Origin of the sequence: Rhizobium mayense, from assembly GCF_030272705.1 — a bacterium.
In the GTDB taxonomy this organism is placed as follows: Bacteria; Pseudomonadota; Alphaproteobacteria; order Rhizobiales; family Rhizobiaceae; genus Rhizobium; species Rhizobium mayense.
On record NZ_JARFYM010000028.1, the window covers coordinates 1 to 25,818 of the forward strand.

The 25,818-nt window shown below is 59.3% G+C and carries 27 protein-coding genes and 1 tRNA gene; 15 read left to right on the forward strand and 13 right to left on the reverse strand.

Annotation, left to right across the window (positions count from 1 at the left end; genetic code table 11):
* The 4 genes from PY649_RS25630 to PY649_RS25645 all read right to left on the reverse strand — a co-directional run.
* Positions 1 to 189 (reverse strand): porin (locus PY649_RS25630; protein WP_285871670.1); only part of this gene is annotated, 189 nt, incomplete at its 3' end.
* Positions 190 to 803: 614 nt separating this feature from the next.
* Positions 804 to 894, reverse strand: a tRNA-Ser gene (locus tag PY649_RS25635).
* 227 nt (positions 895 to 1,121) lie between these two features.
* The gene (locus PY649_RS25640) at positions 1,122 to 2,339 is read right to left on the reverse strand and encodes an NAD(P)/FAD-dependent oxidoreductase (protein WP_285871671.1); all 1,218 of its coding nucleotides are present in this window, start codon (positions 2,337 to 2,339) and stop codon (positions 1,122 to 1,124) included.
* 144 nt (positions 2,340 to 2,483) lie between these two features.
* Positions 2,484 to 3,602, reverse strand: coding sequence for a Gfo/Idh/MocA family protein (locus tag PY649_RS25645; protein WP_285871672.1), 1,119 nt, complete (start codon positions 3,600 to 3,602; stop codon positions 2,484 to 2,486).
* Positions 3,603 to 3,838: 236 nt separating this feature from the next.
* Between PY649_RS25645 and PY649_RS25650 the strand changes: the two genes are divergently transcribed.
* The 5 genes from PY649_RS25650 to iolB all read left to right on the forward strand — a co-directional run bounded on the left by PY649_RS25650 (position 3,839) and on the right by iolB (position 10,597).
* The gene (locus tag PY649_RS25650) at positions 3,839 to 4,714 is read left to right on the forward strand and encodes a MurR/RpiR family transcriptional regulator (protein ID WP_285871673.1); all 876 of its coding nucleotides are present in this window, start codon (positions 3,839 to 3,841) and stop codon (positions 4,712 to 4,714) included.
* A 183-nt stretch (positions 4,715 to 4,897) separates the two neighbouring features.
* A complete protein-coding gene (locus PY649_RS25655; protein ID WP_285871674.1) occupies positions 4,898 to 6,832 on the forward strand; it encodes a bifunctional 5-dehydro-2-deoxygluconokinase/5-dehydro-2-deoxyphosphogluconate aldolase in 1,935 nt (644 codons plus the stop codon).
* 88 nt (positions 6,833 to 6,920) lie between these two features.
* Positions 6,921 to 8,771 carry a 3D-(3,5/4)-trihydroxycyclohexane-1,2-dione acylhydrolase (decyclizing) gene (iolD, locus tag PY649_RS25660; protein ID WP_285871675.1) on the forward strand — a complete coding sequence of 617 codons (1,851 nt, stop codon included), beginning with the start codon at positions 6,921 to 6,923 and terminating at the stop codon, positions 8,769 to 8,771.
* A 66-nt stretch (positions 8,772 to 8,837) separates the two neighbouring features.
* Positions 8,838 to 9,755 carry a myo-inosose-2 dehydratase gene (gene iolE, locus PY649_RS25665; RefSeq protein ID WP_285871676.1) on the forward strand — a complete coding sequence of 306 codons (918 nt, stop codon included), beginning with the start codon at positions 8,838 to 8,840 and terminating at the stop codon, positions 9,753 to 9,755.
* A 44-nt stretch (positions 9,756 to 9,799) separates the two neighbouring features.
* Complete coding sequence (iolB, locus tag PY649_RS25670) at positions 9,800 to 10,597, forward strand: 5-deoxy-glucuronate isomerase (protein ID WP_285871677.1); 798 nt, start codon at positions 9,800 to 9,802, stop codon at positions 10,595 to 10,597.
* A 69-nt stretch (positions 10,598 to 10,666) separates the two neighbouring features.
* Here the strand turns inward: iolB and PY649_RS25675 are convergent, their stop codons facing one another.
* From PY649_RS25675 to PY649_RS25685, 3 genes are all read right to left on the reverse strand, one after another.
* Positions 10,667 to 12,013 carry an MATE family efflux transporter gene (locus PY649_RS25675; protein WP_285871678.1) on the reverse strand — a complete coding sequence of 449 codons (1,347 nt, stop codon included), beginning with the start codon at positions 12,011 to 12,013 and terminating at the stop codon, positions 10,667 to 10,669.
* Positions 12,014 to 12,082: 69 nt separating this feature from the next.
* Positions 12,083 to 12,520 (reverse strand): glyoxalase superfamily protein, encoded by a 438-nt coding sequence (locus PY649_RS25680; protein WP_285871679.1) that lies wholly within the window; start codon positions 12,518 to 12,520, stop codon positions 12,083 to 12,085.
* A 265-nt stretch (positions 12,521 to 12,785) separates the two neighbouring features.
* On the reverse strand, positions 12,786 to 13,232 hold the full coding sequence (locus PY649_RS25685; protein WP_285871680.1) for a baeRF12 domain-containing protein: 447 nt from the start codon (positions 13,230 to 13,232) through the stop codon (positions 12,786 to 12,788).
* A 226-nt stretch (positions 13,233 to 13,458) separates the two neighbouring features.
* Between PY649_RS25685 and PY649_RS25690 the strand changes: the two genes are divergently transcribed.
* Complete coding sequence (locus tag PY649_RS25690) at positions 13,459 to 13,857, forward strand: PilZ domain-containing protein (protein ID WP_285871681.1); 399 nt, start codon at positions 13,459 to 13,461, stop codon at positions 13,855 to 13,857.
* 49 nt (positions 13,858 to 13,906) lie between these two features.
* On the opposite strand, the gene PY649_RS25695 is transcribed toward PY649_RS25690, so the two are convergent.
* Both PY649_RS25695 and PY649_RS25700 read right to left on the reverse strand, forming a co-directional pair.
* Positions 13,907 to 14,227: a DoxX family protein gene (locus tag PY649_RS25695; protein WP_285871682.1), complete on the reverse strand. Its 321-nt coding sequence runs from the start codon at positions 14,225 to 14,227 to the stop codon at positions 13,907 to 13,909.
* 1 nt (position 14,228) lies between these two features.
* Positions 14,229 to 14,609: a DUF4267 domain-containing protein gene (locus PY649_RS25700; protein ID WP_285871758.1), complete on the reverse strand. Its 381-nt coding sequence runs from the start codon at positions 14,607 to 14,609 to the stop codon at positions 14,229 to 14,231.
* Between the two features lie 115 nt (positions 14,610 to 14,724).
* Here PY649_RS25700 and PY649_RS25705 point away from each other — a divergent pair, with 115 nt between their 5' ends.
* The gene (locus PY649_RS25705) at positions 14,725 to 15,312 is read left to right on the forward strand and encodes a TetR/AcrR family transcriptional regulator (RefSeq protein ID WP_285871683.1); all 588 of its coding nucleotides are present in this window, start codon (positions 14,725 to 14,727) and stop codon (positions 15,310 to 15,312) included.
* Positions 15,313 to 15,441: 129 nt separating this feature from the next.
* Positions 15,442 to 16,554 (forward strand): pyridoxal phosphate-dependent aminotransferase, encoded by a 1,113-nt coding sequence (locus PY649_RS25710; RefSeq protein WP_285871684.1) that lies wholly within the window; start codon positions 15,442 to 15,444, stop codon positions 16,552 to 16,554.
* Positions 16,555 to 16,648: 94 nt separating this feature from the next.
* On the opposite strand, the gene PY649_RS25715 is transcribed toward PY649_RS25710, so the two are convergent.
* The gene (locus PY649_RS25715; RefSeq protein WP_285871685.1) at positions 16,649 to 18,388 is read right to left on the reverse strand and encodes a rhomboid family intramembrane serine protease; all 1,740 of its coding nucleotides are present in this window, start codon (positions 18,386 to 18,388) and stop codon (positions 16,649 to 16,651) included.
* Between the two features lie 286 nt (positions 18,389 to 18,674).
* Complete coding sequence (locus PY649_RS25720) at positions 18,675 to 18,938, reverse strand: SEL1-like repeat protein (protein ID WP_285871686.1); 264 nt, start codon at positions 18,936 to 18,938, stop codon at positions 18,675 to 18,677.
* A 461-nt stretch (positions 18,939 to 19,399) separates the two neighbouring features.
* On the opposite strand from PY649_RS25720, the gene PY649_RS25725 reads away from it, so the two are divergent.
* From PY649_RS25725 to PY649_RS25735, 3 genes are all read left to right on the forward strand, one after another.
* Positions 19,400 to 19,738: a DUF2147 domain-containing protein gene (locus PY649_RS25725; RefSeq protein ID WP_285871687.1), complete on the forward strand. Its 339-nt coding sequence runs from the start codon at positions 19,400 to 19,402 to the stop codon at positions 19,736 to 19,738.
* A 180-nt stretch (positions 19,739 to 19,918) separates the two neighbouring features.
* Complete coding sequence (locus PY649_RS25730; protein WP_285871688.1) at positions 19,919 to 20,095, forward strand: hypothetical protein; 177 nt, start codon at positions 19,919 to 19,921, stop codon at positions 20,093 to 20,095.
* A 120-nt stretch (positions 20,096 to 20,215) separates the two neighbouring features.
* Complete coding sequence (locus PY649_RS25735; protein ID WP_285871689.1) at positions 20,216 to 21,718, forward strand: AMP nucleosidase; 1,503 nt, start codon at positions 20,216 to 20,218, stop codon at positions 21,716 to 21,718.
* 150 nt (positions 21,719 to 21,868) lie between these two features.
* Here the strand turns inward: PY649_RS25735 and PY649_RS25740 are convergent, their stop codons facing one another.
* Together PY649_RS25740 and PY649_RS25745 are read right to left on the reverse strand one after the other, a co-directional pair.
* Positions 21,869 to 22,750 carry a protein-L-isoaspartate O-methyltransferase family protein gene (locus PY649_RS25740; RefSeq protein ID WP_285871690.1) on the reverse strand — a complete coding sequence of 294 codons (882 nt, stop codon included), beginning with the start codon at positions 22,748 to 22,750 and terminating at the stop codon, positions 21,869 to 21,871.
* A 294-nt stretch (positions 22,751 to 23,044) separates the two neighbouring features.
* On the reverse strand, positions 23,045 to 23,275 hold the full coding sequence (locus PY649_RS25745) for a hypothetical protein (protein ID WP_285871691.1): 231 nt from the start codon (positions 23,273 to 23,275) through the stop codon (positions 23,045 to 23,047).
* A 155-nt stretch (positions 23,276 to 23,430) separates the two neighbouring features.
* Here PY649_RS25745 and PY649_RS25750 point away from each other — a divergent pair, with 155 nt between their 5' ends.
* Genes PY649_RS25750 through PY649_RS25765 form a run of 4 tightly spaced genes read left to right on the forward strand, consistent with a single transcriptional unit; the run spans position 23,431 to position 25,816 of the window.
* Positions 23,431 to 23,790 (forward strand): YciI family protein, encoded by a 360-nt coding sequence (locus tag PY649_RS25750; RefSeq protein ID WP_285871692.1) that lies wholly within the window; start codon positions 23,431 to 23,433, stop codon positions 23,788 to 23,790.
* 10 nt (positions 23,791 to 23,800) lie between these two features.
* On the forward strand, positions 23,801 to 24,163 hold the full coding sequence (locus PY649_RS25755) for a YciI family protein (protein WP_285871694.1): 363 nt from the start codon (positions 23,801 to 23,803) through the stop codon (positions 24,161 to 24,163).
* 22 nt (positions 24,164 to 24,185) lie between these two features.
* Positions 24,186 to 24,548 carry a YciI family protein gene (locus PY649_RS25760; RefSeq protein ID WP_285871695.1) on the forward strand — a complete coding sequence of 121 codons (363 nt, stop codon included), beginning with the start codon at positions 24,186 to 24,188 and terminating at the stop codon, positions 24,546 to 24,548.
* 20 nt (positions 24,549 to 24,568) lie between these two features.
* Positions 24,569 to 25,816, forward strand: coding sequence for an RNA polymerase sigma factor (locus PY649_RS25765; protein WP_432761407.1), 1,248 nt, complete (start codon positions 24,569 to 24,571; stop codon positions 25,814 to 25,816).
* Positions 25,817 to 25,818: the final 2 nt, after the last annotated feature.

Consider the following 25,818-nt stretch of genomic DNA (forward strand, 5'->3'; position numbering starts at 1 on the left):
AACCTTACCGCCGATCTTGAGGCAGGTTTCGGTTCCCGGAATGAAGAAGTAGCCTGCACCGTATGCGTCGCAGATGCGAACGTATTCGAGCGGCTCCGGCTCAGCGGCAACAACAGCGTCAGCCGCCTGAGCACCGGAAACTGCTGCGAGAGCAGCAGCGGAGCCGAGAAGAAGGCTCTTGATGTTCATTATTGACCTCCAGTCAAAGTTTCAATCGAGAATGAGAACTACCCGAAGGCATTCCCTGCCCCATCCTCGTGTTTCAAGAAGTGGACGATCAATCGCCCTTGCTTCCGAGATTGAAAATACAAGACGCGAACTGTCACGCAATCTACATCTTATCGGAAAGGGGTGTTTACATGAGCCTTCGCTAAGTCCTGTTGCCGAAAGGACACAAGTCCGCCACACGGACCTCGCATTTGTTTATTTTTTGTTAAGAAAGCCGTTACGATACCAGCACTTACCGGCCGGTTTCAATTGATGACGCAGAGGCGGGACCGGCCGTCATAATGGCCGATTCAGGGCAATTTCATGGATTCCGCTAGGTCATGCTCGCCAATTCAGGGGACAACCATCGGCAGAGCTGAGCAAAGTAAATCCACTCTCGTTACTCAGCACGACGTCACCAGCCAGTGATTCTGCTTCGGCCGATTCGACGGAGAATCAGTAGTTACCTACTATCTGCCCGCAAGATTGCAGCGGGATGACAAAAGGGAATCGACAACGGACAGAATTGAGAAATCGTGCAGGATATCAATAGCGGGGGGAATTCGCCGTCCTGCGGGCCGTGACGCAAAGCAGGATGGCGGAGAAGATGGGATTCGAACCCACGATACGCTTTTGACGTATACTCCCTTAGCAGGGGAGCGCCTTCGACCACTCGGCCACCTCTCCGGTGCGGCCCTGATACGGCCAATCATTTATCGACGCAAGCGCTTTTTCGCCTCTCTGCACGTTCTCCCTGCATTAGCTGTGCGCGCATCCTAGAAAGAAGAACACGGCCGCCGGCTTGCGGTTCCCTTAGAGCGGTTCAGCGTTTAACGGAATCGCTTTCCCGCTCTATTCTTTTGTTTTACGCAATTCCGGACGGAAAACCGCTTCGCACTTTTCCTGGAATTGCTTCAGGCCAGCAACTGCTTAAGGTCCGCAGCGGGGTCGGCCAGAATTGCCCTGTCCGGGCTGATGCCGGTTTCCAGCAGCTTCTTGCCGGTCACATAGGCCTTCGCATCATTGATGGCGTCCACCGCAATGAAACGGCCCTTTTTGAAATACCAGACCGAAGCCGATCCCTCACGAGTGCCGGGGCGCAGAAGGGTTTCGTCATAGCCAAGGTTGAAACCGGCGATCTGCAATTTCACCTCATATTGATCCGACCAGAACCATGGCTTCGGATCATAGGCCTCATCGCCGCCAGCGATGATTGCGGCTGCGGCTTCGGCCTGGTCGACGGCGTTCTGTACCGATTCGAGACGAATGCGGCCGCCGTTCCAGGGCAGCTCTGCGCAATCGCCCACTGCGAAGATGGAGGGATCGGAGGTGCGGGCAAACGAATCGACGATGATGCCGTTGCCAACTTCCAGGCCCGCTTCCTTGGCGAGCTGGTCATTCGGGGCAACGCCGATGCCGACGACGACGAAATCAATGTCTATGGTGGAGCCATCCGACAATTCCGCGGCGGCGACATGGCCGTTTTTGCCGACGAGTTGCTTAAGGCCGGTCTTTTCGCGGATGACGACGTCATGTTGTCTGTGAATCGCACGCATGATGTCTGCCGTCTCCTTGGCGGCGACGCGCTGCAGAATTCTGTCGGCCATTTCGATAAGCGTGACTTCGAGGCCGCGATGGCGGGCAACTGCCGCGGCTTCGAGGCCGATATAGCCGCCACCGATGATGAGAACACGGCGGCCCGCGCGCATTTCGTTGGCTAGCTGATCGGCATCACGTTTATCTCTGGCGAGATAAACGCCTTCGAGAGCGCCGCCGACGGAGGGCGGCAGGGGGCGCGGCGCCGCGCCGGTTGCCAATGCCAGCGTGTGATAATCCAGCACCGAACCGTCCTGTGTGACGACCTTCTTTGCGGCCCGGTCGATCTGCTCGACCCAGGTAGACAAGCGAACTTCGACATTGTTGTCGGCGTACCAATGCTCCGTGCGGAACAGCAGGCGATCGAAGGCCATCTCGCCGAGAAGGTATTTCTTGGTAAGCGGCGGTCGCTGATAGGGGAGATTTTCCTCCGCGCCAATGATCGTGATCGGCCTCAAATCTCCGAGCGCCCGCATTTTAGCGGCAAGCGCGAAACCGGCCTGTCCGGCCCCGACAATGACCAATCTGCCCGTCACGATCCTTACTCCATTATTGTTATAGCGGCTCGTCACCCTGATATAGGCGATCGCGCCTGCGGATTTCAGGGGTAACGCCTACTCTTGCAAGCGTCAATCATAGCTGACCTTGCGCCCGAGATCGGGAGAAAATTAGGGCGGAACTCAGGCCGGTATCTCGACCCAGCGGCGCTCATGGAACGATTGCGCCATGGCATGTACCGATCTTTCGATGCGCAGGCCATCCGTGAAACTCACGACCGACGCCGTATCGCCGGAAATGGCGCGAATCAGCTCACGGCACTCGATGATCTTCAGGTCGTTGAAGCCGAGCCCATGGCCGGGCGCCGGGATGAACCGGTCATAGGGTCTATGGGCCGGCGCTGCGAGCACCTTGCGGAATCCCTGTTCGGTGCCCCTACCCTCCGCCTGATAAAGCTCGAATTCGTTCATGCGCTCCTGATCGTAGGTGATCGAGCCTTTCGAGCCGAAGATCTGCAGGGCGATGCGGCCTTTGCGTCCCCAGGCGGTGCGATTCGCCATCAGGATCGCGGAGATGCCACCACTCAGTCGCATCAGTACATTGGCGAGATCGTGATTCTCGACCGCCCGCCGCCCACCTTCTTTCAACGGCCGATCAGCATAGGGCTTGACCATATCGGTGATGACAGCTTCGACATGGCCGAACAGAAACCAGAGCAGCGATAGCGGGTGCACGGCGAAGTCGTCGAGCGCGCCATAGCCGCCGGCCAGTTCGCTCTTCCAATAGAAAAAGCCCTCGGGATCGGCCATGAAGTCTTCATCCATCTCGACGCGGACATGATTGACGTTGCCGATCGCGCCTTCGCCGATCAGCGCCTTGATGTGCCGCATCACCGGGTTTTGAATATAATTATAGCCCAGGACAGCGATCTTGCCCGAGGCTTTGGCGGCGCTGACCATGCGTTCGGCGTCGGCATAGGCGGGCGCCATCGGCTTTTCACACCAGACATGCTTGCCGGCTTCCAGCGCCGCGATCGCCATTTCCGGATGGAATTGATTGGGCGTGGTGACGGAGACGACGTCAACTTGCGGGTCGGCGATCAGTTCGCGCCAGTCGGCCGTCGTCTTTTCGAAACCGAATTCATCGCCACGTTCCCTCGCCAATTCGGGGTTGGCTTCCGCGAGATGCACGAGGCGTGGCCGTTCGACATCACCGAAGACGGTCTTGACCGCATTCCACGCCAGCGCATGGCATTTGCCCATGTAGCCGGTTCCGATCAATCCGACGCCCAATGCCTTCATATGCATTTCCCTCCTCAAGCCTTCTCCCGAAACTCCAATGGATTTTTGGAATATTTGGACCGTTTTGACAAGCGGGCTGACTGATCAATCGCGACGCGGAATCCGAGGAATGAAATTTATCCGCGTAAATTCATTAGCTTAAAAATAATCGTGCCGAACTATTCAAAATCCGTTATCGTGCAAAATATGGAATGTTTGTTTCATTGACGGGCATGGCATCGAAAAAGGGTAAAGGCATGGACAACGAAATCGAAACGCGAACCAAGGTGCCGCGAGATTTTGAAAGTCTGCGCAGCACCATCATCGAGCGCAAGAACGCCATGCCGAAACGTCTGGCCCAGGTCGCCGCTTTCGCGCTCGGGAATCCGGATGAAATCGCCTTCGGCACCACGGCGAGCATTGCCACTGCCGCAGATGTCCAGCCTTCGACCCTCGTGCGTCTCGCCCATCATCTCGGTTATGAGGGGTTCTCCGACCTGCAGAGCATCTTCCGCGAAAGGCTGCGCGATCGAACCCTGAGTTACGAGGAGCGGCTAATCACGCTGGAACAGTCCGGGATCAAGGATGAAGACGCCGGCATTCTCTCAGGATTCCTCGCCGCCGCCAGCCAGTCGGTCAACAAGCTCGCCGCCACGATCGAGACGGATACGTTTGCCAAGGCGGTGGATGTGCTCGCCGCTGCCGAGACGATCTATCTCATCGCCAAGCGCCGTTCCTATCCGCTTTCGGCGCATATGACCTATGCCTTTTCCAAATTGAACATCCGTCATCAGATCGTTGCTTCGCCGAACGGCATCGATGGCGAGCTTGCCCGCTTTGCTACGGAAAGGGATGCTGCGATTGCCGCCAGCTTCTCCCCCTACGCCGCCGACAGCCTAGCGCAGGCGCAGGATCTCGCTGGACGCAACGTGCCGGTGATCGCCATTACCGATTCGGCCTTTTCACCGCTGACGGCGTGCGCCACGCACTGGTTCGAGGTGGCTGAGGCTGATTTTGCCGGTTTCCGCTCGCTGTCGGCCTCCATGGCACTCATCATGGCCTTCCCCGTCGCGATTGCCGAACGGCGGAGGAAAGATGCCGTTGCAAAATCTCATAAAACCAAAATGGAATAAATATTCCGAATTGACAAAATGACGGAACCTATGTTTCATAATGTCCATGATCGCGGTCACGGAACACGGCCGCAAAATCTACCGGAGCCCGGACGAAACGAAGACGGGCCGGCACTTTCAATGACGCATGACCCCAGTGAAAACTGAAGGGTTATCGGGATCATGCCTGGACGGGAGGACATCATGGCACACGACAATCCTGGCGCCCAGCCGGAGCCGACACTCGATGTGATCACCATCGGCCGATCCTCCGTCGACCTTTATGGCCAGCAGATCGGCTCGCGGCTGGAGGATATTGCGTCCTTTGCAAAATCGGTCGGCGGCTGCCCGGCCAATATCGCCATCGGCACGGCGCGGCTCGGCCTGAAATCCGGCTTGATTACCCGCGTCGGCGACGAGCAAATGGGCCGTTTCATCCGCGAACAGACGGCACGCGAAGGCGTCGCGACGGAAGGGATCGCCACCGACAAGGAACGCCTGACGGCACTGGTGTTGCTTGCGGTCGAGGCCGAAGGTGTCTCGCCGATGATCTTCTATCGGTCCGACTGCGCCGACATGGCGCTCAACGAGGGTGACATCGACGAGAATTTCATCCGCTCGTCCCGTGCCGTGCTCGTTTCCGGCACGCATTTCTCCAAGCCGAACACGGAGGCCGCGCAACGCAAGGCAATCCGCATCGCCAAAGCGAACGGCCGCAAGGTGATCTTCGACATCGATTACCGGCCAAATCTCTGGGGCCTAGCCGGCCATGCCGAAGGTTTCGAGCGCTACGTGAAATCCGATCGTGTTTCCGCGAAAATGAAGGAGACGCTGGCGGATTGCGACCTGATCGTCGGCACGGAAGAGGAGATCATGATCGGCGCGGGCGTCGACGACGTGCTCGGCGCGATCAAGGAAATCCGCCGCCTTTCCAAGGCAACCATCGTGCTGAAGCGCGGCGCCATGGGCTGCATCGTTTATGACGGGCCGATCTCCGACGACCTCGAGGCCGGTATCGTCGGCCAGGGTTTTCCGATCGAAGTGTTCAACGTGCTTGGCGCAGGCGATGCCTTCATGTCAGGTTTCCTGCGCGGCTTTTTGCGCGACGAACCGCTGAAGACCTGCGCCACCTGGGCCAATGCCTGCGGTGCCTTTGCGGTCTCGCGCCTGCTCTGCTCGCCGGAATATCCGACCTGGGCCGAACTCGATTTCTTCCTGAAGACGGGCAGCAAGCATCGGGCGCTGCGCAAGGACGAGGCGATCAACCATATTCATTGGGCGACGACACGGAATGGCGAGATTCCGCTCTTGATGGCGCTTGCGATCGATCATCGTTCGCAGCTTGTCAGCGTCGCCGACGAGCTGGGCGTCGCCCACCACAAAATAGTGTCCTTCAAGCGGCTTGCGGTCGAGGCGGCGGCGCGCGTTTCGGGTGGGCGCACCGGTTATGGCATGCTGATCGACGAGCGCTTCGGCCGCGATGCCTTTTTCGACGCCGCCACGAAGAATTTCTCCTGGATCGGCCGCCCCGTCGAATTGCCGGGCTCGAAGCCGCTGAAATTCGAGTTCAGCCAGGATATCGGCTCGCAGCTCACCGAATGGCCCCTCAATCATTGCATCAAATGCCTCTGCTTCTACCATCCCGACGATCCTGCGGAGTTGAAGGCGGAGCAGCAGGAGAAGCTGCGCACCCTGTTCGAAGCCGCGCGTAAGGTCGGCCGCGAATTGCTGGTCGAGATCATCGCCGGCAAGAACGGACCGTTGACCGACGATACCATCCCGACGGCAATGGAAGAGCTCTATGCGCTCGGCATCAAGCCCGACTGGTGGAAGCTGGAACCGCAGGAATCGACCGCGGCCTGGCAAAAAATCGATGCCGTGATCGCCAAAAATGATCCATTGTGCAGGGGTATCGTGCTGCTTGGCCTGGAGGCGCCGGCGGAGGAGTTGATCCGGAGTTTCGAGGCGACGCTGGCCGCACCCTCCGTCAAGGGTTTCGCCGTCGGACGGACGATCTTTTCCGATGCGGCGCGCGCCTGGATGTCGGGCGGCATGAACGACGAGGAAGCGATCAGCGAAATGGCCGGACGCTTCCGACAATTGACTCAGGCGTGGCTGAAAACCCGCGGACTGGAATAGCTCGGCGCATCGCTCCGAAAAATCGATACCGGTTTTCGGGGAAAACGATGCGCAAACAATGGACTAAAATGCATTTGGGAGGCGCCCCATGGGCAAGACGATCCGATTGACGATGGCACAGGCCGTCGCGCATTTCCTCAAAAAGCAGATGACCGTGATCGATGGTCAGAAGCTGCCGATCTTCGGCGGCGTCTGGGCGATCTTCGGCCATGGCAACGTCGCCGGCATGGGGGAAGCGCTCTATCAGGTGCGCGAGGAGCTGCCGACCTTCCGTGCCCATAACGAACAGGGCATGGCGCATGCCGCCATCGCCTATGCGAAGACCAGTTTCCGGCAGCGCTTCATGGCCTGCACGACATCGATCGGTCCCGGCGCGCTGAATATGGTGACCGCCGCCGGCGTGGCGCATGTCAACCGCATCCCCGTGCTCCTCCTCCCCGGCGATGTCTTCGCCAACCGCGCGCCCGATCCGGTGCTGCAGCAGATCGAGGCTTTTGGCGACGGCACGGTGTCGGCCAACGACGCCTTCCGTCCGGTATCGCGCTATTTCGATCGTATCACCCGACCCGAACAGATCATCACGGCGCTGAAACGCGCCATGCAGGTGCTGACCGACCCGCTCGATTGCGGTCCGGTGACACTGTCGCTTTGTCAAGATGTGCAGGCTGAGGCCTTCGACTATCCGGAGAGCTTCTTCGAGGAACATGTCTGGACGCAGCGCCGCCCGAAGCCGGATGCGGACGAACTCGCAAACGCCATTGCGCTGATCCGCAAATCCGAAAAGCCCGTGATCGTTGCCGGTGGCGGCGTGCTCTATTCACAGGCAACGAACGAGCTTACTGCCTTCGCGGAAGCGCACGGTATTCCGGTCGTCGTGACACAGGCGGGTAAATCGGCGATCGACGAGAGGCATCCGCTGGCGCTTGGTTCGGTCGGCGTTACCGGCACATCGGCCGCCAACGCCATTTCCGAGGAAACCGATCTGGTCATCGCTGTGGGCACCCGCTGCCAGGATTTCACCACCGGTTCCTGGGCGCTGTTCAAGAACGAAAAACTGACGATACTCGGCCTCAACATCGCGGCCTATGACGCGTTCAAGCACAATGGTCACCCCTTGGTGACAGATGCGCGCGAAGGGTTGAAAGCCCTGTCCACGGGCCTTTCCGGCTGGAAAGCGCCGGCAGGGCTTGCCGAGAAAACAACACGGGAAAAGAAGATCTGGATGGAGGCTGCCGCCAAGGCGATGACGACGACGAATACCGCCCTGCCCTCCGACGCCCAGGTGATCGGCGCCGTCACCCGCACAATCGGCGGGGAAAAGAGCATCGTGGTTTGCGCCGCGGGCGGGCTGCCCGGCGAGCTGCACAAGCTCTGGCCCGCGACGGTGCCCGGCAGCTATCACATGGAATATGGCTTCTCCTGCATGGGCTACGAGATCGCCGGCGCGCTCGGCGTGAAGATGGCGCGGCCGGACAAAGAGGTCGTCGTCATGGTCGGCGACGGCTCCTACATGATGCTGAATTCCGAACTGGCGACCTCGGTCATGCTCGGCCTGAAGATCACCGTCGTCCTGCTCGACAACAGAGGCTATGGCTGCATCAACCGCCTGCAGATGGCGACCGGCGGCGCGAACTTCAACAATCTCTTGAAGGATGCCCGTCACGAGGTGATGCCGGAGATCGATTTCCGGGCGCATGCAGAGAGCATGGGCGCCGTGGCCGTCAAGGCCGCTTCCCTCGCCGAACTGGAACAGGCGATCGAAGCTTCGAAGAAGAACGACCGCACCTCAGTCATCGTCATCGACACCGACCCGCTGATCACGACGGAAGAAGGCGGGCACTGGTGGGATGTCGCCGTTCCCGAGGTCAGCCCGCGCGCCGAAGTCAACAAGGCCCGCGCCGCCTACGAGCAGGCCCGCGCCTCCCAGCGCATCGGCTGATCGATTTCCGTCATTTTTCGGGAGCCATCCGGCTCCCTCAAAACGATGCCTTTAAGGAGACTATTGATGAAGGCCAAACTCGGCATGTCGCCCATCGCCTGGTGGAACGACGACCTTCCTGAGCTCAGCGACGATGTATCCCTCGAGGAATGCCTGCGCCAGTCGCGCAGCGCTGGTTTCACCGGCATGGAACAGGGGCGGCGCTTCCCCAGCAATCCTGACGAAATGCTGCCCATCCTGCGCGCCGCCGACGTGACGCTTTGCGGCGGCTGGTTCTCGGGAACGTTGGTCAATGAGGAGCTTGCTGCGAACAAGGACCGCATCGCGCCGATGATCGCGCTGTTCAAGGCGGTCAATGCGCCTTGCATCGTCTATGGCGAAGTCGGCCGCTCCATTCAGGGCGACCGCTCCAAGCCGCTCGCCACCAAGCCGCGCCTTTCGGATGACGAGATGAAGGCCTATGCCGGGCGCGTGACCCAATTTGGCGAATGGTGCGCCGAGCAGGGCATGCCGCTCTCCTACCACCATCATATGGCCGCGGTCGTGGAAACCGAACCGGAACTCGAAGCCTTCATGCGCAATTCCGGCGAAGGCATTCCGCTCCTGCTCGATGCCGGTCACCTTGCCTTTGCCGGCGGCGACGTCCTGCGGGCTATCGACAACCACCACGCCCGCATCAACCACGTTCACGTCAAGGATATCCGCAAGCCCGTTATCGATGGGCTGGATCGCAGCCGGCAGTCGTTCCTCGACGCTGTGGCGCTCGGTGCGTTCACAGTACCGGGCGACGGCTCGCTCGATTTCGGCGCCATCGTCCAGCGTCTGGCCGATTACGGCTATGAAGGATGGTTCGTCGTCGAGGCCGAGCAGGATCCGCGCAAGGCTCCGCCGCAGAAAATGGCTGAGATCGGCCATGCCGAATTGATGCGCGTCATGACGGCAGCGGGCTATGCGGTGGAAACCGAGGGCTTTCCCAAGGGGTAGAGGGAGCCGAAGGCCTCTCCTCAAGCAACGAAGGACAAACACCAATGCCAAATCTCAAGGTCAGGCCTGATGGCTCCCATGGTCGCGTCACCCATGTCACGCCCGAAAGCGCCGGGTGGACCTATGTCGGATTCGACCTTCATCGCCTGAAGCCGGGCGAGACGGCTTCGGCGGAAACCGTCGATCGTGAGGTCTGCCTGGTCTGGGTCAGCGGCAAGGGACGCGCCAAGGCAGGCGCGAAGGATTTCGGCTCGCTCGGCGAGCGCATGACCCCTTTTGAGGGCGCGCCCCACGCGCTCTATGTTCCAGCAGGGTCGAACTGGTCGGTGACCGCGGAGACCGAGTTGGAACTGGCCGTCTGCTCGGCACCGGGCGGCGGCTCCTATGAAGCCCGCGCCATCCCGCCGGGCACCCATCCGGCGCTGACGCGCGGCAAGGGCACCAATGTCCGCTACGTCAACAACATCATGCCGGAAGACGATGGCGCGGCGCATTCCTTGCTGGTGGTCGAAGTCATCACGCCGGGCGGCCATACGTCGTCCTACCCGCCGCACAAGCACGATCGGGACAATTTGCCGAACGAGAGCTTTCTGGAGGAGACCTACTACCATCGCCTGAACCCGCGGCAGGGCTTCGGCTTCCAGCGGGTCTATACGGATGATCGCTCGCTGGACGAAGTCATGGTGCTGGAGGACGGCGACGTGACGCTGGTGCCGAAAGGATACCATCCCTGTGCTGCCTGCCATGGCTACGACCTCTACTATCTCAACGTCATGGCCGGTCCGAAACGCACCTGGAAGTTCTACAACGCGCCCGAGCATGAATGGCTTCTCAAGGCCTGATTGCGGCTGAACGGTAAAGGCCGCGCCTCAAGGACGCGGCCTTTATGCTCATGCCGACAACAGACCGTATCACCAACCGCGATCCCTGGCGTTGCGCGACAATACCAGCCAAGCGAGCACGAACATTCCCGCCTCCGCGAATACCGGTACCATCCAAATGCCGGTTTCACCGAACATGAAGGGCAGCAGGAATGTCAGCGGCAGCGTGAAGAAATAAGGCCGTGCTAGGCCGAAAATGGCGCCCCGCTTCGCATCGCCGATCGACTGGAAATAGGAGGACAGCACGATCATCTGTCCGAAGAGGAAATAGGCGCCGACCGTCCACGGCAATATCCGTCCGACCTCTGCAATGATGATGGAATCGCCGACAAAAACGCCACCCAGCCTGCCCGCGAACATTTCGACGACCAGCTCTACCACAGTGCAATAGACCAGCGCCGATACCATCGCGATCTGCAGGCTTCGGCCGACACGGGCGGGAAGTGCCGCGCCGTGATTATGGCCGGCTATCGTCTGCAGGGCGATGCTGAGACCGAGCAGCGGCAGATACGCGAAGGTCATCACCCGGGTGATAATTCCGTAAGCGCCGACGGTCGCGACATAGTCTCCCTGGTGCCAGATCGACAGGTTGAAGAGGATCGATGCCGAACTCAGGGATATGCCGATGAAACCCAGGCTCATCGGCGCACCGAAAGCGACGATCCCACGCCATTCAGCCATCGGAAATGATATTGACGGCCTGAGTGCACCGGGTCGCCGCGAGCGATAGAACAGGACGATCGCCAGGCAAATGAATTGCGCCGCGATCGAACCGGCGGCCGAGCCGATGGCGCCCCAATGCATCACCGCCATCAGGAGCCAGTTGGCGATGATGTTGAGGAGTGTCGAAGCAAGCGTTACCAGCGTCATGAAGCCGATCTTGCCCTCACAACGCAGGGCGTCGATATGCACCGACAAGAGAAAGCTCACTGGTGCGAAACCGACCATGACCCCCATGAAAACAGCGGCATTGCCGGCAACGGCGGCGTTTCCTGCCGCACTTGCGGCGATGACTTGCCGCCCAACTGTCCAGTAGACGGCGTTGACCAGGATCACCACCGCCAGGGCCAGGCCATGGGCGGCGCTGAAGACCTGCCTTGCGCCGGCCCGATCTCCCGCCCCCAGACGCCGCGCCAGGATGCTCGCCATACCGTTGGAGACCAGGGATTGCAGCGCGACCAGCAGCATCAGCGCCGGAAAAATGAGGCTGACTGCCGAGAGAGCATCGGCACCCACATAAATGCCGAGGAAATAAGCATCGACCACGGCAAAGAGGCCGTTGATCGTCGTGATCATAATGATCGGCGCGGCCGTGCGGGCAAAGACGCCCGGCAGCCAGCCGCTCAGGAACATGTTGCTTTCGGAATGATTCGTCATCGAAAAAATCCAGGCAGCGTCGCGCACCGCCAGATGACGGCTGCGATCGATTGATGAAAGGATGAATGCTTAGATGTCCAACACCAGATGCGGCACGCCGTCGGAGGTCTTGCGCGGCGAAATGCCGTTGACGTCGATCTGGGCGTTGATGCGCTGGCGGAAGGCCGAGAAGCTCTCAAAGGTCACCACATCCACCGGATCGTCGAAATGGATGGTGATCCTGTAAAGCCCACCGGACTGCTCCGAAAGCGCCAGCACCCTGCCGGTGAACGGCTGGTTCAGGTAGCGGCCGCGAACTGCATTCCCGACGACAGCCGGCGCGATGGGCATTGCATTCGGTTTTGCCGCAAGTGCCGCCAGCGTATTCCAGTCGCGCAGCCCGTATTGCTTGGCGACCAGTTCCAAGGCGGCGCTGTGAGCCATATCGCCACCGCGCGCGGCTATAGCCTGCCGTAGGCGTTTGGCCTGCTCTTTCAATTCATCAATAGACGGATAGATCGTCGTCACGGAGTCAGCCTCTCAAAAGGCATGCGTTTACGACTGCAGATCGGAGCTCGCGTTACCGCCAGTCAGCATGCGCCAGATGGCTGTGACAATATTCGCGAGGGCTTCACCGTGGATCTTCATCCGCGAGCGGCCGGTGCCCCGAACCGGATTTTCGTATGATCGAAGCCAAGGCCGATGTCAAGACAAGGCGACGGGCCTACAGCAGGCGACGCCGTGCAGGTCCAGGCGTGGAGGGGCAATGCGATTTGCGCGCCTTTCCATCTCTTCAAGCGACAAGATGGCGCTCAATTTGATCGACAGGAAAATTCGTCAGATCCTTGGCGATCTCGGCCACGATGACGGCCTGCGAATGAGCCCTGAGATGAGGCCGCAGAACGCCAAGCGCGCGCGGCGGCGCCACAAGGATGAGGCGGTCGATGCCCTTCGCCTGCACCAGCGCGTCGACCTTCGCTGCAACACCCTTCAAAAACTCCACCGCTGCCTGTTCATGCCATTCCGTTTCTTCCACGGCGCTGCCTGCGAACCCGTCGGCCTGGTGTGTACGCCCCGGCTTGTCTGCGCCGAGTTCTCGATCTGGTGCATGCGGCTGCTCCATGGTTTCGCAGGTTCGCAAATCCGGATGCGGGCCGCCATTCGAACTCTTCAGGATCAGCGCCTTGGCGCCGTCGCAAACCACAACCCAGGTCCCCCGCGAAATTTTGATATCGATCATCGTCCCGTCCTCATTCTGCATGTCTCGGCAAAAAACCGCCGACAAAAGAGAACGTCTCATGACGCGAAGGGTTCAAAAACTGCATGTCTGGCGCGCGATATATCACCCAAACGGGTGAAAAACGCCCGATTCGTTAAAATTCGATCGGCGGAGTTGACGCTTATGCAAAATCTCCGTGCAAGGTTCATGCTGTAACCGAGATGAATTCGGCAGCCTCAAACGGGGAATGACAATGCTTCGCGCAACGCATCTGGCGAAAGTCAAATCCGAAGTCTACGAGCACAGGTGGGAACGATTTTTCGTTCAACGGCCGGCCCGCCTCATTGCCGTGCGCCCATGCCTGACGGGCATTTCGGTGCGTAGCGCCGAGATCGTCGACATCTCGCAGGGCGGCGCCAGTTTCGTGGTCGGCACGACTGTGGGCCTGCCGACACATTACTATCTGAACATCCTCGGCCTTGCCTATCGCATCGGCTGCGCCGAGATCAATCGCATGGACAATCGCGTCAACGTTCGCTTCATCAACCTGATCGAGCCGGAAACGTTGAGACGCGTCGTGCGCGCCGATTTCATGATCGGCAACGCCGAGGCGCTTGCAGCGCGCGGCAAGCGCCAATCGGCATGAATTCGGCGGCGTTTGACCCGAAGCGCACAAACAATCTTGATAGCCGTGCTTAAGATGAAGCTGCGGCGAGAGCGATCAAGGTGATGAAGACGCTCAATGGCGCAAGGTGTGAATACTCGCGGTGGCGTAGAACAGTGAATAGCGCAGCCGCAATGATGACCGCCCCAAGCGCCATGCCGATAATGCGGCTGACAGGAAGCGCGATCAGGACGGCGCTCAATATCTCCAGGCCACCGGTGAAAATGCCCCACCAAAGCGGGTAACCCCATCGAGCGAAATCGCCTTGCGTCCGGGACGCGCCGATCGCGTTGACAAGGCCCGCGCCAGAGAATGCGACAACCAAGAACCAGATTGAAAGAGCCTGAACCATCTCAGTGCGCACCGATTATCATGGGGATGGCAGCCAGGACCATGATCGCCGCCGTGAGGCCGTGAATGCCGAAGGCGCTCTTGGTGGAGCCTTTCGCTGCGAGAATGAGCAGCATGTCGCCGACAGGGATGATCGCTTCGACCAGGAGGACGATGCCGATCTCCCGCTGAGTACCCCACACCATAAACGCAAGTACGAGTAACCCCGCTACGACGTCGCGAACCCCCTTGAGGCGAAGCCACCAAGGGATATTTGGGCCATCTTCAGGAAGCGGCAGGCCAAAGCTGCGCGTTGTGGTCGTTGGGCTTGCGACATAGCTGGTGCCGATTGCGATAATCGCGAGGGCCACAAGCAAACCGATCCCGTTAACAAGCCAGTACATCATGTAATTCTCCTAGCCATGATACATAATCTATCGTCGCTAGCTTATATCTAGCATTGCTAGGTAGTCAAGCATTGCTATAAGTCTGTTGCCTTGTGGGCATGGAGATTTTGGAATGAGTATCGCAGACCGAAAAAGTCGAGAACGGGCCGAACGCGAAGATCGCATCATCGCTGCAGCACGTGTAATCGCGGAAAGCGAAGGGTGGGATGCCGTTACGATCCGCCGCCTGGCTAAAGAAATCGAATATAGCCAGCCTGTCCTCTACTCGCATTTCGTCAACAGAGATGCCATCGTTGCAGCAGTTGCGGTCGAAGGCTTCAACGAGCTCGCAACCGTTCTTCGGGCAGCGGTAGACGGGGCGAAGGGACGCCGAGACGCCCTCATGGATGTTGCCATGGGCTATTTTACCTTCGCGTTAAATCACCCGGCACTCTACGAAGCCATGTTCATCCTGCCGACCCAATTGAGGTTCGCCGAAGCTGAAACGAGATCGGAACTTCGAGCCGGTTTCGAAGCAATCGCGGCCGCGGTGTCTCCGTTCTGCGCTGATGTGGAGATCGTAACCGAGACTTTCTGGGCAGCCCTTCATGGGCTTGCTGAGCTCGAACGTTCGGGCCGCGTTAGACCCGGCATGCGTGACAAACGTATCGCGCTTGTTGTTCAGGCGATCGTGGATGCGGGAAATGCCGGGCCTACCTAAGGCTCATGTCATTCGGTCGAATGACCGCCAATAGCGCAATCCGGAAGCAGAGTTTTTCCGCTCTTGCAACCACCCGCCAAGGGCCTATTGTGCTGCGCCTTGCAACTGTATTCGGGAAACAAAGCCAGCATGTCCGCCTTCTCGCGCTTCACGCCGCTGATCAGCGCCCTGCCCTCCACCGTGCCCTTCGTCGGCCCGGAAGCCCTTGAACGCCAGCGCGGATTGACTGTCCGGGCACGCATCGGCGCCAATGAAAACGGCTTCGGCCCCGCCCCCTCCGTCATCGAGACCATGCGCGAGCAGGCCGGCGATATCTGGATGTATAACGACCCGGAAAATTTCGCGCTGAAAGAGGCGCTCGCCGCCCATCTCGGTGTCAAGCCCGCGAATATCGCCGTCGGCGAAGGCATCGACAGCCTGCTCGGCCTGATCGTGCGCATGGTCGTCGAGCCGGAAGCACCCGTTGTCACCTCGCTCGGCGGCTACCCGACATTCAATTTCCACGTCGCCGGCTTCGGCGGACGATTGGTGACGGTACCCTATGTCGACGATAGCGAGGATCTCGACGGCCTGCTGGAGGCGGTAAAACGCGAGAATGCGCCGCTGGTCTATTTCGCCAACCCCGATAATCCGATGGGGAGCTGGTGGGATGCCGACAGGATCGTCGCCTTTGCCCGCGCTCTGCCGGAGAGCTGCCTGCTCGTTCTCGACGAGGCCTATAGCGAGACTGGGCCAGCCAGTTCGTTGCCCGATATCTCTGCGCTGATCGACCTGCCGCACGTCCTGCGCACCCGCACCTTCTCCAAGGCTTACGGCCTCGCCGGCGCTCGTGTCGGTTACGCCATCGGCGTGCCAGAAACGGTGCTCGCTTTCGACAAAATCCGCAATCATTTCGGCATGAACCGGCTGGCGACGGCCGCCGCACTCGCGGCGCTGAAGGATCAGGCCTACCTCGCCGAAGTCGTCGGCAAGATTCACGCTGCCCGCGACAACATCGGCATGATCGCCCGTGACAACGGGCTTTCGCCGCTTGCCTCCGCTACCAATTTCGTCGCCGTCGATTGCGGCCGCGACGGTGTCTACGCACGCGCCATCGTCGATGGCCTGATCCAGCATGGCGTCTTCATCCGCATGCCGGGCGTGGCGCCGCTCAACCGCTGCATCCGCATCAGCGTCGGCCCGGAACGCGATCTCGATCTTCTGGCCGAAGCACTGCCGAAAGTGTTGAAGGCCATCGGCTGAGTGCAGAGCGTTTAAAAATCTGCAATTTCTGCCGCCGGCACAGCAATTGGCAGCACTTTCGGAGGCCGTACCTGCGTCGATTTGTTTTTGATAATTACTGCGTGCGAAGTCTCTGCAATTCCCCTCGGGCACCGTCATATTCCATGAAGGTCGAGGGACACGACAGCGACGCGGCCTGAAATTGCTGGCGGGCATCCGGAATCTCTTTCCGAAGGAGATGCCATTCGCCGATATAAAAGATTGCTTCGCAGAGAGAGTCGTTGTCAGAGGCTTTAGCAATGACCTCGGCAGGATTCAGTTCGCCGAGCAAGAGCCTATAGACGGGATAGGGCCATTTCGCTTGATCAAGCTTCCCGGCCTCGGCACGAAGGTCGGTCGCTGCCTCGGCGTCTTTGCCCTGCTCTTGAGCAAGATAACGCCAGAGATAATAATAGGGCGCCACCCTCTCGTTCTGCTGAGCCTTAACGGCGAAGTCTTGTGCCGCCAGTTGATATTGTCCCCGGAAATATTGCGAAAATGGGTTCGTGAGAAGGTCGGCGCGGATCTGGCTGATGGGCCAGAGCGAGACGGCTGCGATGACAGCAAACGCGATGCTGATCGTTAACGCCGCAACACTGAAACGGGGACGTGGACGCACGCGAGGCCAGGCAGTCAACAGTATCAGGGCTATCGATCCGCCGGCCACGGCTCCTCCCAGGTGCGCTGCGTAGTCGATGTGCATGCCGTCCTGCGTTCGCGATATGAACGGTATCAAGGACGGTATCAATATTCGGATTGCTCCAACTCGCAGTGACGTCTGCAGCGAACCGGAGCGGAAATGAAAGCTCAGAACGATAATGGCGGCAAACAGGCCGACGATCCCACCGGAGGCCCCAACGGCCACGAGATTGTCGGGATTGATCAGCAAGGACGCTGCGGATCCGCCGAGGGCGCTGATGCAAAACAGGCCAGCGAACCAGCGCCAGCCGATGAGGCGTTCGAGCAGCCTGCCTGCGAACCAAAGAGCGAAGCAGTTAAAGACCAGGTGAAGGAGGTTCGCATGCAGGAAAGGCGCGGTAAAAAGCCTCCACCATTGACCAGCGACGAGAACGCTGTTGCGAAAGGTTCCTCCTAACACCAGCAACGTTTGAACTGTCGGTGAACCCTTGTCCGGAGCGTCGACGCCAAAGACGAGTTCCCCTGCATAAACGATGGCCAGGACGGCAATCAGCGCATACGTGAACAGCGGCTGGCCATGGGTTGCGGCGGCATGCACCGTCTCGTAATCGGTATCGAGCAGCTTGGCGGAGCCGGTATTTGTCGCGGCGGTGCGGTAATCCTCGCGGGCCCGTCTTAGAAAATCCCAGCATTGCTCGAATATCCAGTCCGGATCGCCCTGCAAGATTTTCAGCGAAATTCCCGCCTTCGTCCCTGAGCCCCGAAGCGCTTTGGGGAGCTTGCTTATCAATCCGCGACGGTTCAGAGTGCCCGCGGCGGCCGGATCGAGACGAACCGTAAGGTTATCCGTTCCCCAGCTTTGATACCTCTCGAGGTCTCGTATGGCCAGCCACGGTATCGTTTCGGCAGCGAAGCTCGCGATGTGAATTCCAGTGCCTGAAATCACCAGTCCCGGCTCGTTCTTAAACAGCTTGACCAGCAAACTAAGCGCAGCAAAGCCAACAAGCGCTGCAAACGGCCATAGCAGGATCGGAGCGAAAGCAGAGTGCGCGGCCCTGTCGGGGCGATAGGATATCCATACGCTGCCGACCAAAAAGAACGACAAAATCAAGGAAAATAACAGCAATCTGCCCTTATCGTAGGCAAATTCAAATCTCAGCGACAGTTGGGTGCCCATTTCGACGTCTCAAAGAAAAGGCCGTCAACTGCGGCCTAAACCTACTCTCTTATAGCGAATTCTGAGAGCTTTATCACAACCCATAGCACGTCGACAGATCAATTATTATGTGTTTGCCATTTGCACTAACCGACACGTCCTGAGAGAAAAGGGGTAATCCAAAGCAAGAAACCGCGCCGGCCTTGTTCCCAGCCGGTCGCGGTTTTCTTGATATTGGCAACGGGCAGCAGCCGCGTTGCCAGCCCCCTCTTCCGGGTTGTTATTCTCTCAGATTAATAGGGCAGCTTCAGTGCGTGGTCATCCATTCGCGGGCGGCGCGGAGCGCTGTGGCGAGTTCCATCTTGGTCAGCGAGGCTGCGACGTCGGCGCGAAACTCGGCGGCGCGGTCGCTGCCCTTGATGGCGGCGATGTTCAACCATTTGTGGGCGGCAACAAGGTCGGCCTCGCAACCCCTGCCGGTCGCATAGATCACGCCCAGTTCACAGAGAGCGTCAGCGCTGTTGCCACCCATCATGGCCATTTCGGATGCCGGTATTTCGAAGCGTGCCATCGGTTTAATCCCTGTTTCGGTTTATTCGTTACTGACCCTGTTTTTCCTTCCGGACCTTGCCGTCTATCGCGGCTTGATGATCCTTCCGGTCGGCGGGTTTGCCCCGCTCGTTTGATGGCTCCACTATCGCAGACGGCTTTCAAAAAACGGCTAAAATGCATGCTTAATTCGATGCAAACAAAGTACAAATGCTTGGTAAACTTGGGATTTTGTTAAACATCGCTTCCCTTGCAAATTAAGGATTTTCGAGCGAGTTTTACACATCGTTAAGGTTTGGATTTAAACCCTTCGTTCACCACGAAAGCAGCCGCCGAAACAAGGCGCGTTATTTTTCAGTGGGACGCAGAGGCCTGGGAAGCCATAAATTCGCGCCCCACAAGGAGTATTTACCTTTGCGTTCCCGCTGGATAGTTTCACTGCAGTCCCGGCCCAGCGCCGGAGAACCTTGGGGGAAGAAAGCTATGATCCGTGCCACCATTCTCGCCGCCGCGCTGGTCTTCAGTGCGAGCGCTGCTTTGGCCGACGAGCCAATCGTCGGCAATTGGAAGACCACAGAAGGTGATACCGCCGCGATCGCGCCTTGCGGCAGCAGCTACTGCGTGACGCTGAAGACCGGGAAATATGCCGGCCGGCAGATCGGCAAGATGCAGGGCAAGGGCGGCACCTACTCTGGCCAACTCACAGATCCCGAGGCCAACAAGACCTATGACGGAACCGGTACAGTAAGCGGCAAAACTGTGAAAATGCAGGGCTGCGTATTGAAGGTGTTCTGCAAATCACAAACTTGGACGAAGCTTTAGAAAGTACTTCGCCGGGGGACGCTAGACCAAATCTATACGTCTTTCGCCCGGGGAAGACCTTCGGTTCAAAGTCATACGCGCTAATCTTTCTGAACGCCGGATGAACTGGCATCTCAGCACCTGTTCAGCCTGACCATGGCAAAACAGTGTCCAGTATAGGGCACGGGTAGGGCCAGAAATATGAACAGGATCATCATAGCGCGGCGCTTCGCCATCATCATGCTGTCTGCCGCCATCTTTGCGATCACGTTTTCGATGGCGGTCGACAACACCGGCCGCAGCGGCGCGCAATCGCATTTCGGTGCAAGCTTCACCTGCCTGCAGACAGGCAGCCCCTATTGCACGGCAGTGCAGTAGGGGACGTTTCACCGATCTTCGAGAATCGAACCGCAAAACAGCTTGAAAATAGCTGCGAAAATCCCGGACGGTGTCTTGCAACGTCGTTTGCTTGTTAAGGACGACATTCTATAATAGCTCATGAGCAACAGAATCTCCCCTTTTTCACCCCTCGATATTTCCTCACCCACTCCGTTTCAGCCGCAGAGCTTCGATGACCCGGCCAAGGCAGTCGATGCGCTCACAGAGCTTTATGAGCGCAATACCGCTTTCCTGATCGACAGCTTCACCAAGCTCGCCAAGGGCGCGCCGATCACGGCACGCTACCGCGCTTTCTACCCGCAGGTCTGCATCGAGACGACGAGCTTTGGCCATGTGGACACACGCCTCTCCTACGGCCACGTCACCGCGCCAGGCATCTACACGACCACCATCACCCACCCGCAGCTCTTCCGGCACTATCTGAAAGAGCAATTGGCGCAGCTGATGCGCAGCCATAATGTGCCGGTGCTCGTGTCGGAATCAACGACGCCCATTCCACTGCATTTCGCCTTTGGCGAAGGCGCGCATGTGGAAGCTTCCGCCACTGCTTTCGAAGATATTCCGCTGCGCGATCTCTTCGACGCGCCGGACCTGAATACCACCGACGATGAGATCGCCAATGGCGAATATATCCCGCCGCCGGGCCAGCCATCGCCATTGGCACCGTTTACCGCACAACGCATCGACTATTCGCTCGCGCGCCTCGCTCACTACACGGCAACGAGCGCGACGCATTTCCAGAACTTCGTGCTTTTCACGAACTATCAGTTCTATATCGACGAATTCTGTAACTGGGCGCGCGATCTGATGGCCAAGGGCGGCGACGGCTATACCGCCTTCGTCGAACCGGGCAACATCATCACGCTGCCCGGCTCCAGCCAACCTGAGGGGAACGCGACCCCGCCGCGGCTGCCGCAGATGCCGGCCTATCATCTGAAAAAGAAGGGCCATGCCGGGATCACCATGATCAATATCGGTGTCGGCCCGTCCAACGCCAAGACGATCACCGACCATGTCGCCGTACTGCGCCCACATGCCTGGCTGATGCTCGGCCACTGCGCCGGCCTGCGCAACAGCCAGCGGCTCGGCGACTATGTGCTGGCGCATGCCTATATGCGCGAGGATCACGTTCTCGACGACGACCTGCCGGTGTGGGTGCCGATCCCGGCGCTCGCCGAAGTGCAAGTGGCGCTGGAAGCGGCGGTCGCCGAGATTACCGGCTATGAAGGATTCGAGCTGAAGCGCATCATGCGCACCGGCACGGTCTGCACGATTGACAATCGCAACTGGGAACTGCGCGACCAGGCCGGTCCCGTCAAGCGACTGTCGCAGGCGCGCGCCGTGGCGCTCGACATGGAGTCGGCGACGATTGCCGCCAACGGTTTCCGCTTCCGCGTTCCCTACGGTACGCTGCTCTGCGTTTCGGACAAGCCGCTGCACGGCGAGTTGAAGCTACCTGGCATGGCGACCGCCTTCTATCGGACGCAGGTGAACCAGCATCTGCAGATCGGCATCCGCGCCATCCAGAAACTGGCGGCGATGCCGCCGGAGGCGCTGCATTCACGCAAACTGCGCAGTTTCTTCGAAACGGCGTTTCAATAGAAGTAAGGGCTTCGCCCAGCGTGCCCATTTGAAATATGAATTACTTCCTGTTGCAACCGTCTGTTGCGGGACTCTGACTTTTGCGAGCGGGTTTTGCGACAGGAATTTACCGAAGAACTCAGCGCAGCCGGTTTTCGCGAAATTTAAGAATTATGCAGCAACTGCGATCGGCGTAACGGCCTCATCTGAGAACCAGATGTCGCGGAAAATCGCAATCGCACTCTCGTCCGGGTCTCGATCTTTGGTCAGCCAGACGGAGCGTATGGTTTGCGCGCCGGCGCTATCTGGCACTTTAAGGCCATGGTGAAGGTCGCTTGCACCAATACACGGAATGAACCAAGCCGGCATCAAAGGCCGCGCAGAGAATCCTGTTTGGCCCCGAGTGATCAGCATGGCGAAAGCAACATCCTCGCTCGGGCGCCAAGGAAAGATCATCCGACCACCGGGACGCAGGGATTCCAGCCAATGCACGGGCGGGGCGACCACGCCGGCATTCACGTAGATCAAGTCGGACGGTGGCAGCGCCAGCACAGTAGCATCACCATGCGTAACCGAAACATCTTCAAAAGGGGTGAGGTTCTGGTGTGCCCGCCCAGCAAGGCGCTCATCGATTTCGAAGGCATGCACGCGGCCATCCGGAAGCGTCAGCATCGACAGGATCGCGGTGTAGTAGCCTGTGCCTGCCCCGATGTGGGTTACGACCTCTCCACCCTGCGGATTGACGCTGCCGAGCCAAGCTGCATGCAACATGGGCTCGCCATTGTTGATGCCCTTCGTCCGATCCAGCGCAACCAGCACGTTCTGGTTAACATGCACCGGATTGTCACTCGGCGTTTCTATGTAGCGATGCCGATAGGTTTTCTTCCAGGGATGAACGACGATATGCCAGGGACCGGGACCAAGGAAGGCTTCACGGGGCACAAGCTCGAAAATGCGTTCAAACCGCTCATCCGGCGAGCCGGTGGCCATCGCCATCATCTGTGCGTGAAGCCGACGGACTTCTTCCAGCACTTCACCCGATTTCCTTACCATTGAGCATCTCTCCTTCGCGATCTCGAAACCACAAGGCCAAGCGAGTGTGTCCCCCTGCTTTCCGGTCATGTAGCCGACCCGCGTCTCGCGCGACATCGTGCCGGGAAATTCGGCAAGGGCATAGGTAGTGTTTCAAAAACGGACTTCCAGCGGCAGTTGCGCGCGCAGGATGCTTCACAAAGATATGTCCGGCAAGGAAAATCGCCTTAAAATCCTGCCGCAAGTGGATCAGGCACCAATCTATATCTGGATTCCACATTTCGGTTAGGGGCTGGCGATGCCTCACCCGACCCCTTATTCTTTTGCCTGCGGCATCAACCGCATTTGATCGACGGCGGCTACCTGCGGCCTATTGATCCCAGGATTTGCCGCCCAATTGAGGCAAAGAATCAGAACCGCAAAGGCGGCAAAGCCGATCATGGTACGAAGAACGACCTTCCCGAGCCCAACCGGTTCCATCAGGTCCTTCTCCGACAATGTCTTCCTGCACCAATGATTCACCAGCGCTGCTTCCAAGGTGTGCATCTCGGTCTCTCCTTTGGTGATGACGGAACCTTGTCGAGCGGCCGCGCTCTTTTTCGACAGCGATGAAATTTTTTGTCATGCTGTCGATCGGGATGTCGATTTGCCTATGGCCTGCTCGTCTATGGCTGTCAGCAAATGAAAGAGGAGGCGCTGCGATGAAATATCTTTGCCAGGTCTGGTTCGACGGCACGAAGTTCGAAACCATGACGAAAGAGGAAAAGCACAGGCTCGATTCGGATTCGCTCGCCTACGACCGGGACCTGGGTGCCAGCGGGCATATGATCCACGCCGAAGCGCTGCAATCGCCACGATCAGCCGTGACGGTGCGGGTGCGCGGCGGGGAAACGTCGGTGACGGACGGCCCATTCATCGAAACCAAGGAACATCTTGGCGGCTTCATCCTGATCGAGGCCAAGGACCTGAACGATGCGATCCGCGTGGCGGCCGGTATTCCGATGGCAAAGCTCGGCAGCATCGAGGTGCGGCCGATCTATTCCTTCGGTCCCGAAGCGTAAGGAGACGACGATGAAATTTCTCTGCCAGGTCTGGTTCGAAACCGCCGAGATCATGACCCTCACCGAGGAAGAAGGACGGTGGCTCACGCAAGAGTCCGTCGATAACGACAACAGGCTGCGCGATAGCGGACATATCGTGGTGGCGAACGCGTTGCGAGCACCTGAGACCGCCAGAACGGTTCGAGTGCGCAAAGGCGAGGCCACGGTCACCGACGGCCCATTTGCCGAAATGAAAGAGCATCTCGGCGGCTTCGTGCTGATCGAGGCGAAGGATATCGACGAGGCGACCAGCATCGCGGCCACCTTCCCCGTCGCCCGGTATGGCATGATCGAGGTCCGCGCGGCTTATGACATCCGGTTTCCGAATGAATAGGCAAGAGCGGGAGGACATCGACATGCGGTTTTTATGCTTGATCTACATGCCGGCCGACTTGGAACGCACATTGACCACCAGCGAGGGTGATGCGCTGATCACGGAGCACTTCGCGTATGACGAGGGCCTGAGACGCTCAGGCACGCTGATTCTCTCGGACGCGCTTGAGGCGCCGGACACGGCGATTGTCATCCGCCCGCCCGGATCGGCGCTTGCCACTACAGATGGTCCATTTGTAGAGACGAAGGAACATCTGGCCGGCTTCTATGTTGTCGAGGCGGCCGACATGACCGGTGCAACCGAAATCGCGCGGCGCATCCCCTCGGCCCAATACGGCGCCATCGAAATTCGTCCGATCCGGATACTGACCCTTCCCGGCACCTGACAGGAGAACAGAAGACGGCCGTGTCGCTGAACGAAACCATCGACGATATCTACCGCAGTCAATCGCGCCGCGTGCTTGCGACGCTGATCCGCTTGCTCGGCGATTTCGACCGGGCGGAGGAGGCTCTTCACGACGCCTTTGCGGCAGCGGCACAGCAATGGACGGAAGAGGCTATCCCGGCCAACCCCTATGCCTGGCTGGTTTCAACCGGCCGCTTCCGGGCGATCGACCACATCCGGCGGAGAGCGCGTTTCAACGCCTCCGAGGCCGATATCGTCGACAGCCTGTATCCGGAGGGCGAATTGACCGAGATCGCCGAAAGCGAAGAGATCGAAGACGACATGCTCAGGCTGATCTTCACCTGCTGCCATCCGCTCATCCCTGCGGAGGCGCAGATGGCAATGGCTCTGCGCGAGGTCTGCGGCCTGACGACGGAAGAGATCGCCCATGCTTTCCTCATATCGGCGCCGACTGTCGCCCAACGTATCGTTCGCGCCAAGAACCGCATTCGCGCAGCCCGCATCCCCTATGAAGTTCCGGCAAAGGCGGATCTGCCGGAGCGGCTGGCGCAGGTGCTGCATGTCATCTATCTCGTCTTCAACGAAGGCTATTCCGCCTCGTCCGGCGCCGCCATCGTCCGCGCCGACCTTGCCGCCGAGGCCATTCGTCTCGGCCGGCTCCTTCTGGGGCTGCTGCCCGATCCGGAGGTTGCCGGACTGCTGGCGATGATGCTTTTGCAGGATTCGCGGCGGCTGGCGCGGGCAAGCGCTTCCGGCGATCTCATCCTGCTTGCGGATCAGGATCGCGGGCTCTGGGACATTGGGAGAATCCGTGAGGGATTGGCCTTCGCCGCCGAGGCGAAGGCGGGCGAAAGCGTCGGCAGCTATGCGCTACAAGCGGCAATTGCCGCCGAGCATGCACGCGCGGCAACGGCGGAGCGAACGGACTGGCGGCGGATCGTGACGCTTTACGATCTGCTGCTGGTGGCGCAGCCGTCGCCGGTCATCGAACTGAACCGGGCAGTCGCTGTTTCGATGTGTGATGGGCCTGCGGCCGCACTCGAGATCGTCGACGGGCTTCTGAGCGAAGAGCTGTTGGCCCGATATCATCTGGCCCACGCCGCAAAGGCCGATTTTCTGCGGCAACTCAGCCGTCAAGATGAAGCGCGACTGTCCTATGAGACGGCGCTTTCGCTTTGCCACCAAGCGCCTGAGCAGGCGTTCCTGCGCAAGCGACTGGCGGAGCTTGCCGGCAAGACCGAACGATAAGC

Coding starts and splice junctions, on each gene's coding strand:
- PY649_RS25760 (WP_285871695.1), top strand. CDS start 24,186: ATGCGGTTTTTATGCTTGATCTACATGCCGGCCGACTTGGAACGCACA.
- PY649_RS25700 (WP_285871758.1), bottom strand. CDS start 14,609: ATGTACTGGCTTGTTAACGGGATCGGTTTGCTTGTGGCCCTCGCGATT.
- PY649_RS25715 (WP_285871685.1), bottom strand. CDS start 18,388: ATGGGCACCCAACTGTCGCTGAGATTTGAATTTGCCTACGATAAGGGC.
- PY649_RS25755 (WP_285871694.1), top strand. CDS start 23,801: ATGAAATTTCTCTGCCAGGTCTGGTTCGAAACCGCCGAGATCATGACC.
- PY649_RS25740 (WP_285871690.1), bottom strand. CDS start 22,750: ATGGTAAGGAAATCGGGTGAAGTGCTGGAAGAAGTCCGTCGGCTTCAC.
- iolE (WP_285871676.1), top strand. CDS start 8,838: ATGAAGGCCAAACTCGGCATGTCGCCCATCGCCTGGTGGAACGACGAC.
- PY649_RS25685 (WP_285871680.1), bottom strand. CDS start 13,232: ATGATCGATATCAAAATTTCGCGGGGGACCTGGGTTGTGGTTTGCGAC.
- PY649_RS25705 (WP_285871683.1), top strand. CDS start 14,725: ATGAGTATCGCAGACCGAAAAAGTCGAGAACGGGCCGAACGCGAAGAT.
- PY649_RS25745 (WP_285871691.1), bottom strand. CDS start 23,275: ATGCACACCTTGGAAGCAGCGCTGGTGAATCATTGGTGCAGGAAGACA.
- PY649_RS25675 (WP_285871678.1), bottom strand. CDS start 12,013: ATGACGAATCATTCCGAAAGCAACATGTTCCTGAGCGGCTGGCTGCCG.
- iolD (WP_285871675.1), top strand. CDS start 6,921: ATGGGCAAGACGATCCGATTGACGATGGCACAGGCCGTCGCGCATTTC.
- PY649_RS25695 (WP_285871682.1), bottom strand. CDS start 14,227: ATGGTTCAGGCTCTTTCAATCTGGTTCTTGGTTGTCGCATTCTCTGGC.
- PY649_RS25720 (WP_285871686.1), bottom strand. CDS start 18,938: ATGGCACGCTTCGAAATACCGGCATCCGAAATGGCCATGATGGGTGGC.
- PY649_RS25730 (WP_285871688.1), top strand. CDS start 19,919: ATGAACAGGATCATCATAGCGCGGCGCTTCGCCATCATCATGCTGTCT.
- PY649_RS25650 (WP_285871673.1), top strand. CDS start 3,839: ATGGACAACGAAATCGAAACGCGAACCAAGGTGCCGCGAGATTTTGAA.
- PY649_RS25750 (WP_285871692.1), top strand. CDS start 23,431: ATGAAATATCTTTGCCAGGTCTGGTTCGACGGCACGAAGTTCGAAACC.
- PY649_RS25690 (WP_285871681.1), top strand. CDS start 13,459: ATGACAATGCTTCGCGCAACGCATCTGGCGAAAGTCAAATCCGAAGTC.
- PY649_RS25725 (WP_285871687.1), top strand. CDS start 19,400: ATGATCCGTGCCACCATTCTCGCCGCCGCGCTGGTCTTCAGTGCGAGC.
- PY649_RS25655 (WP_285871674.1), top strand. CDS start 4,898: ATGGCACACGACAATCCTGGCGCCCAGCCGGAGCCGACACTCGATGTG.
- PY649_RS25735 (WP_285871689.1), top strand. CDS start 20,216: ATGAGCAACAGAATCTCCCCTTTTTCACCCCTCGATATTTCCTCACCC.
- PY649_RS25710 (WP_285871684.1), top strand. CDS start 15,442: ATGTCCGCCTTCTCGCGCTTCACGCCGCTGATCAGCGCCCTGCCCTCC.
- iolB (WP_285871677.1), top strand. CDS start 9,800: ATGCCAAATCTCAAGGTCAGGCCTGATGGCTCCCATGGTCGCGTCACC.
- PY649_RS25645 (WP_285871672.1), bottom strand. CDS start 3,602: ATGAAGGCATTGGGCGTCGGATTGATCGGAACCGGCTACATGGGCAAA.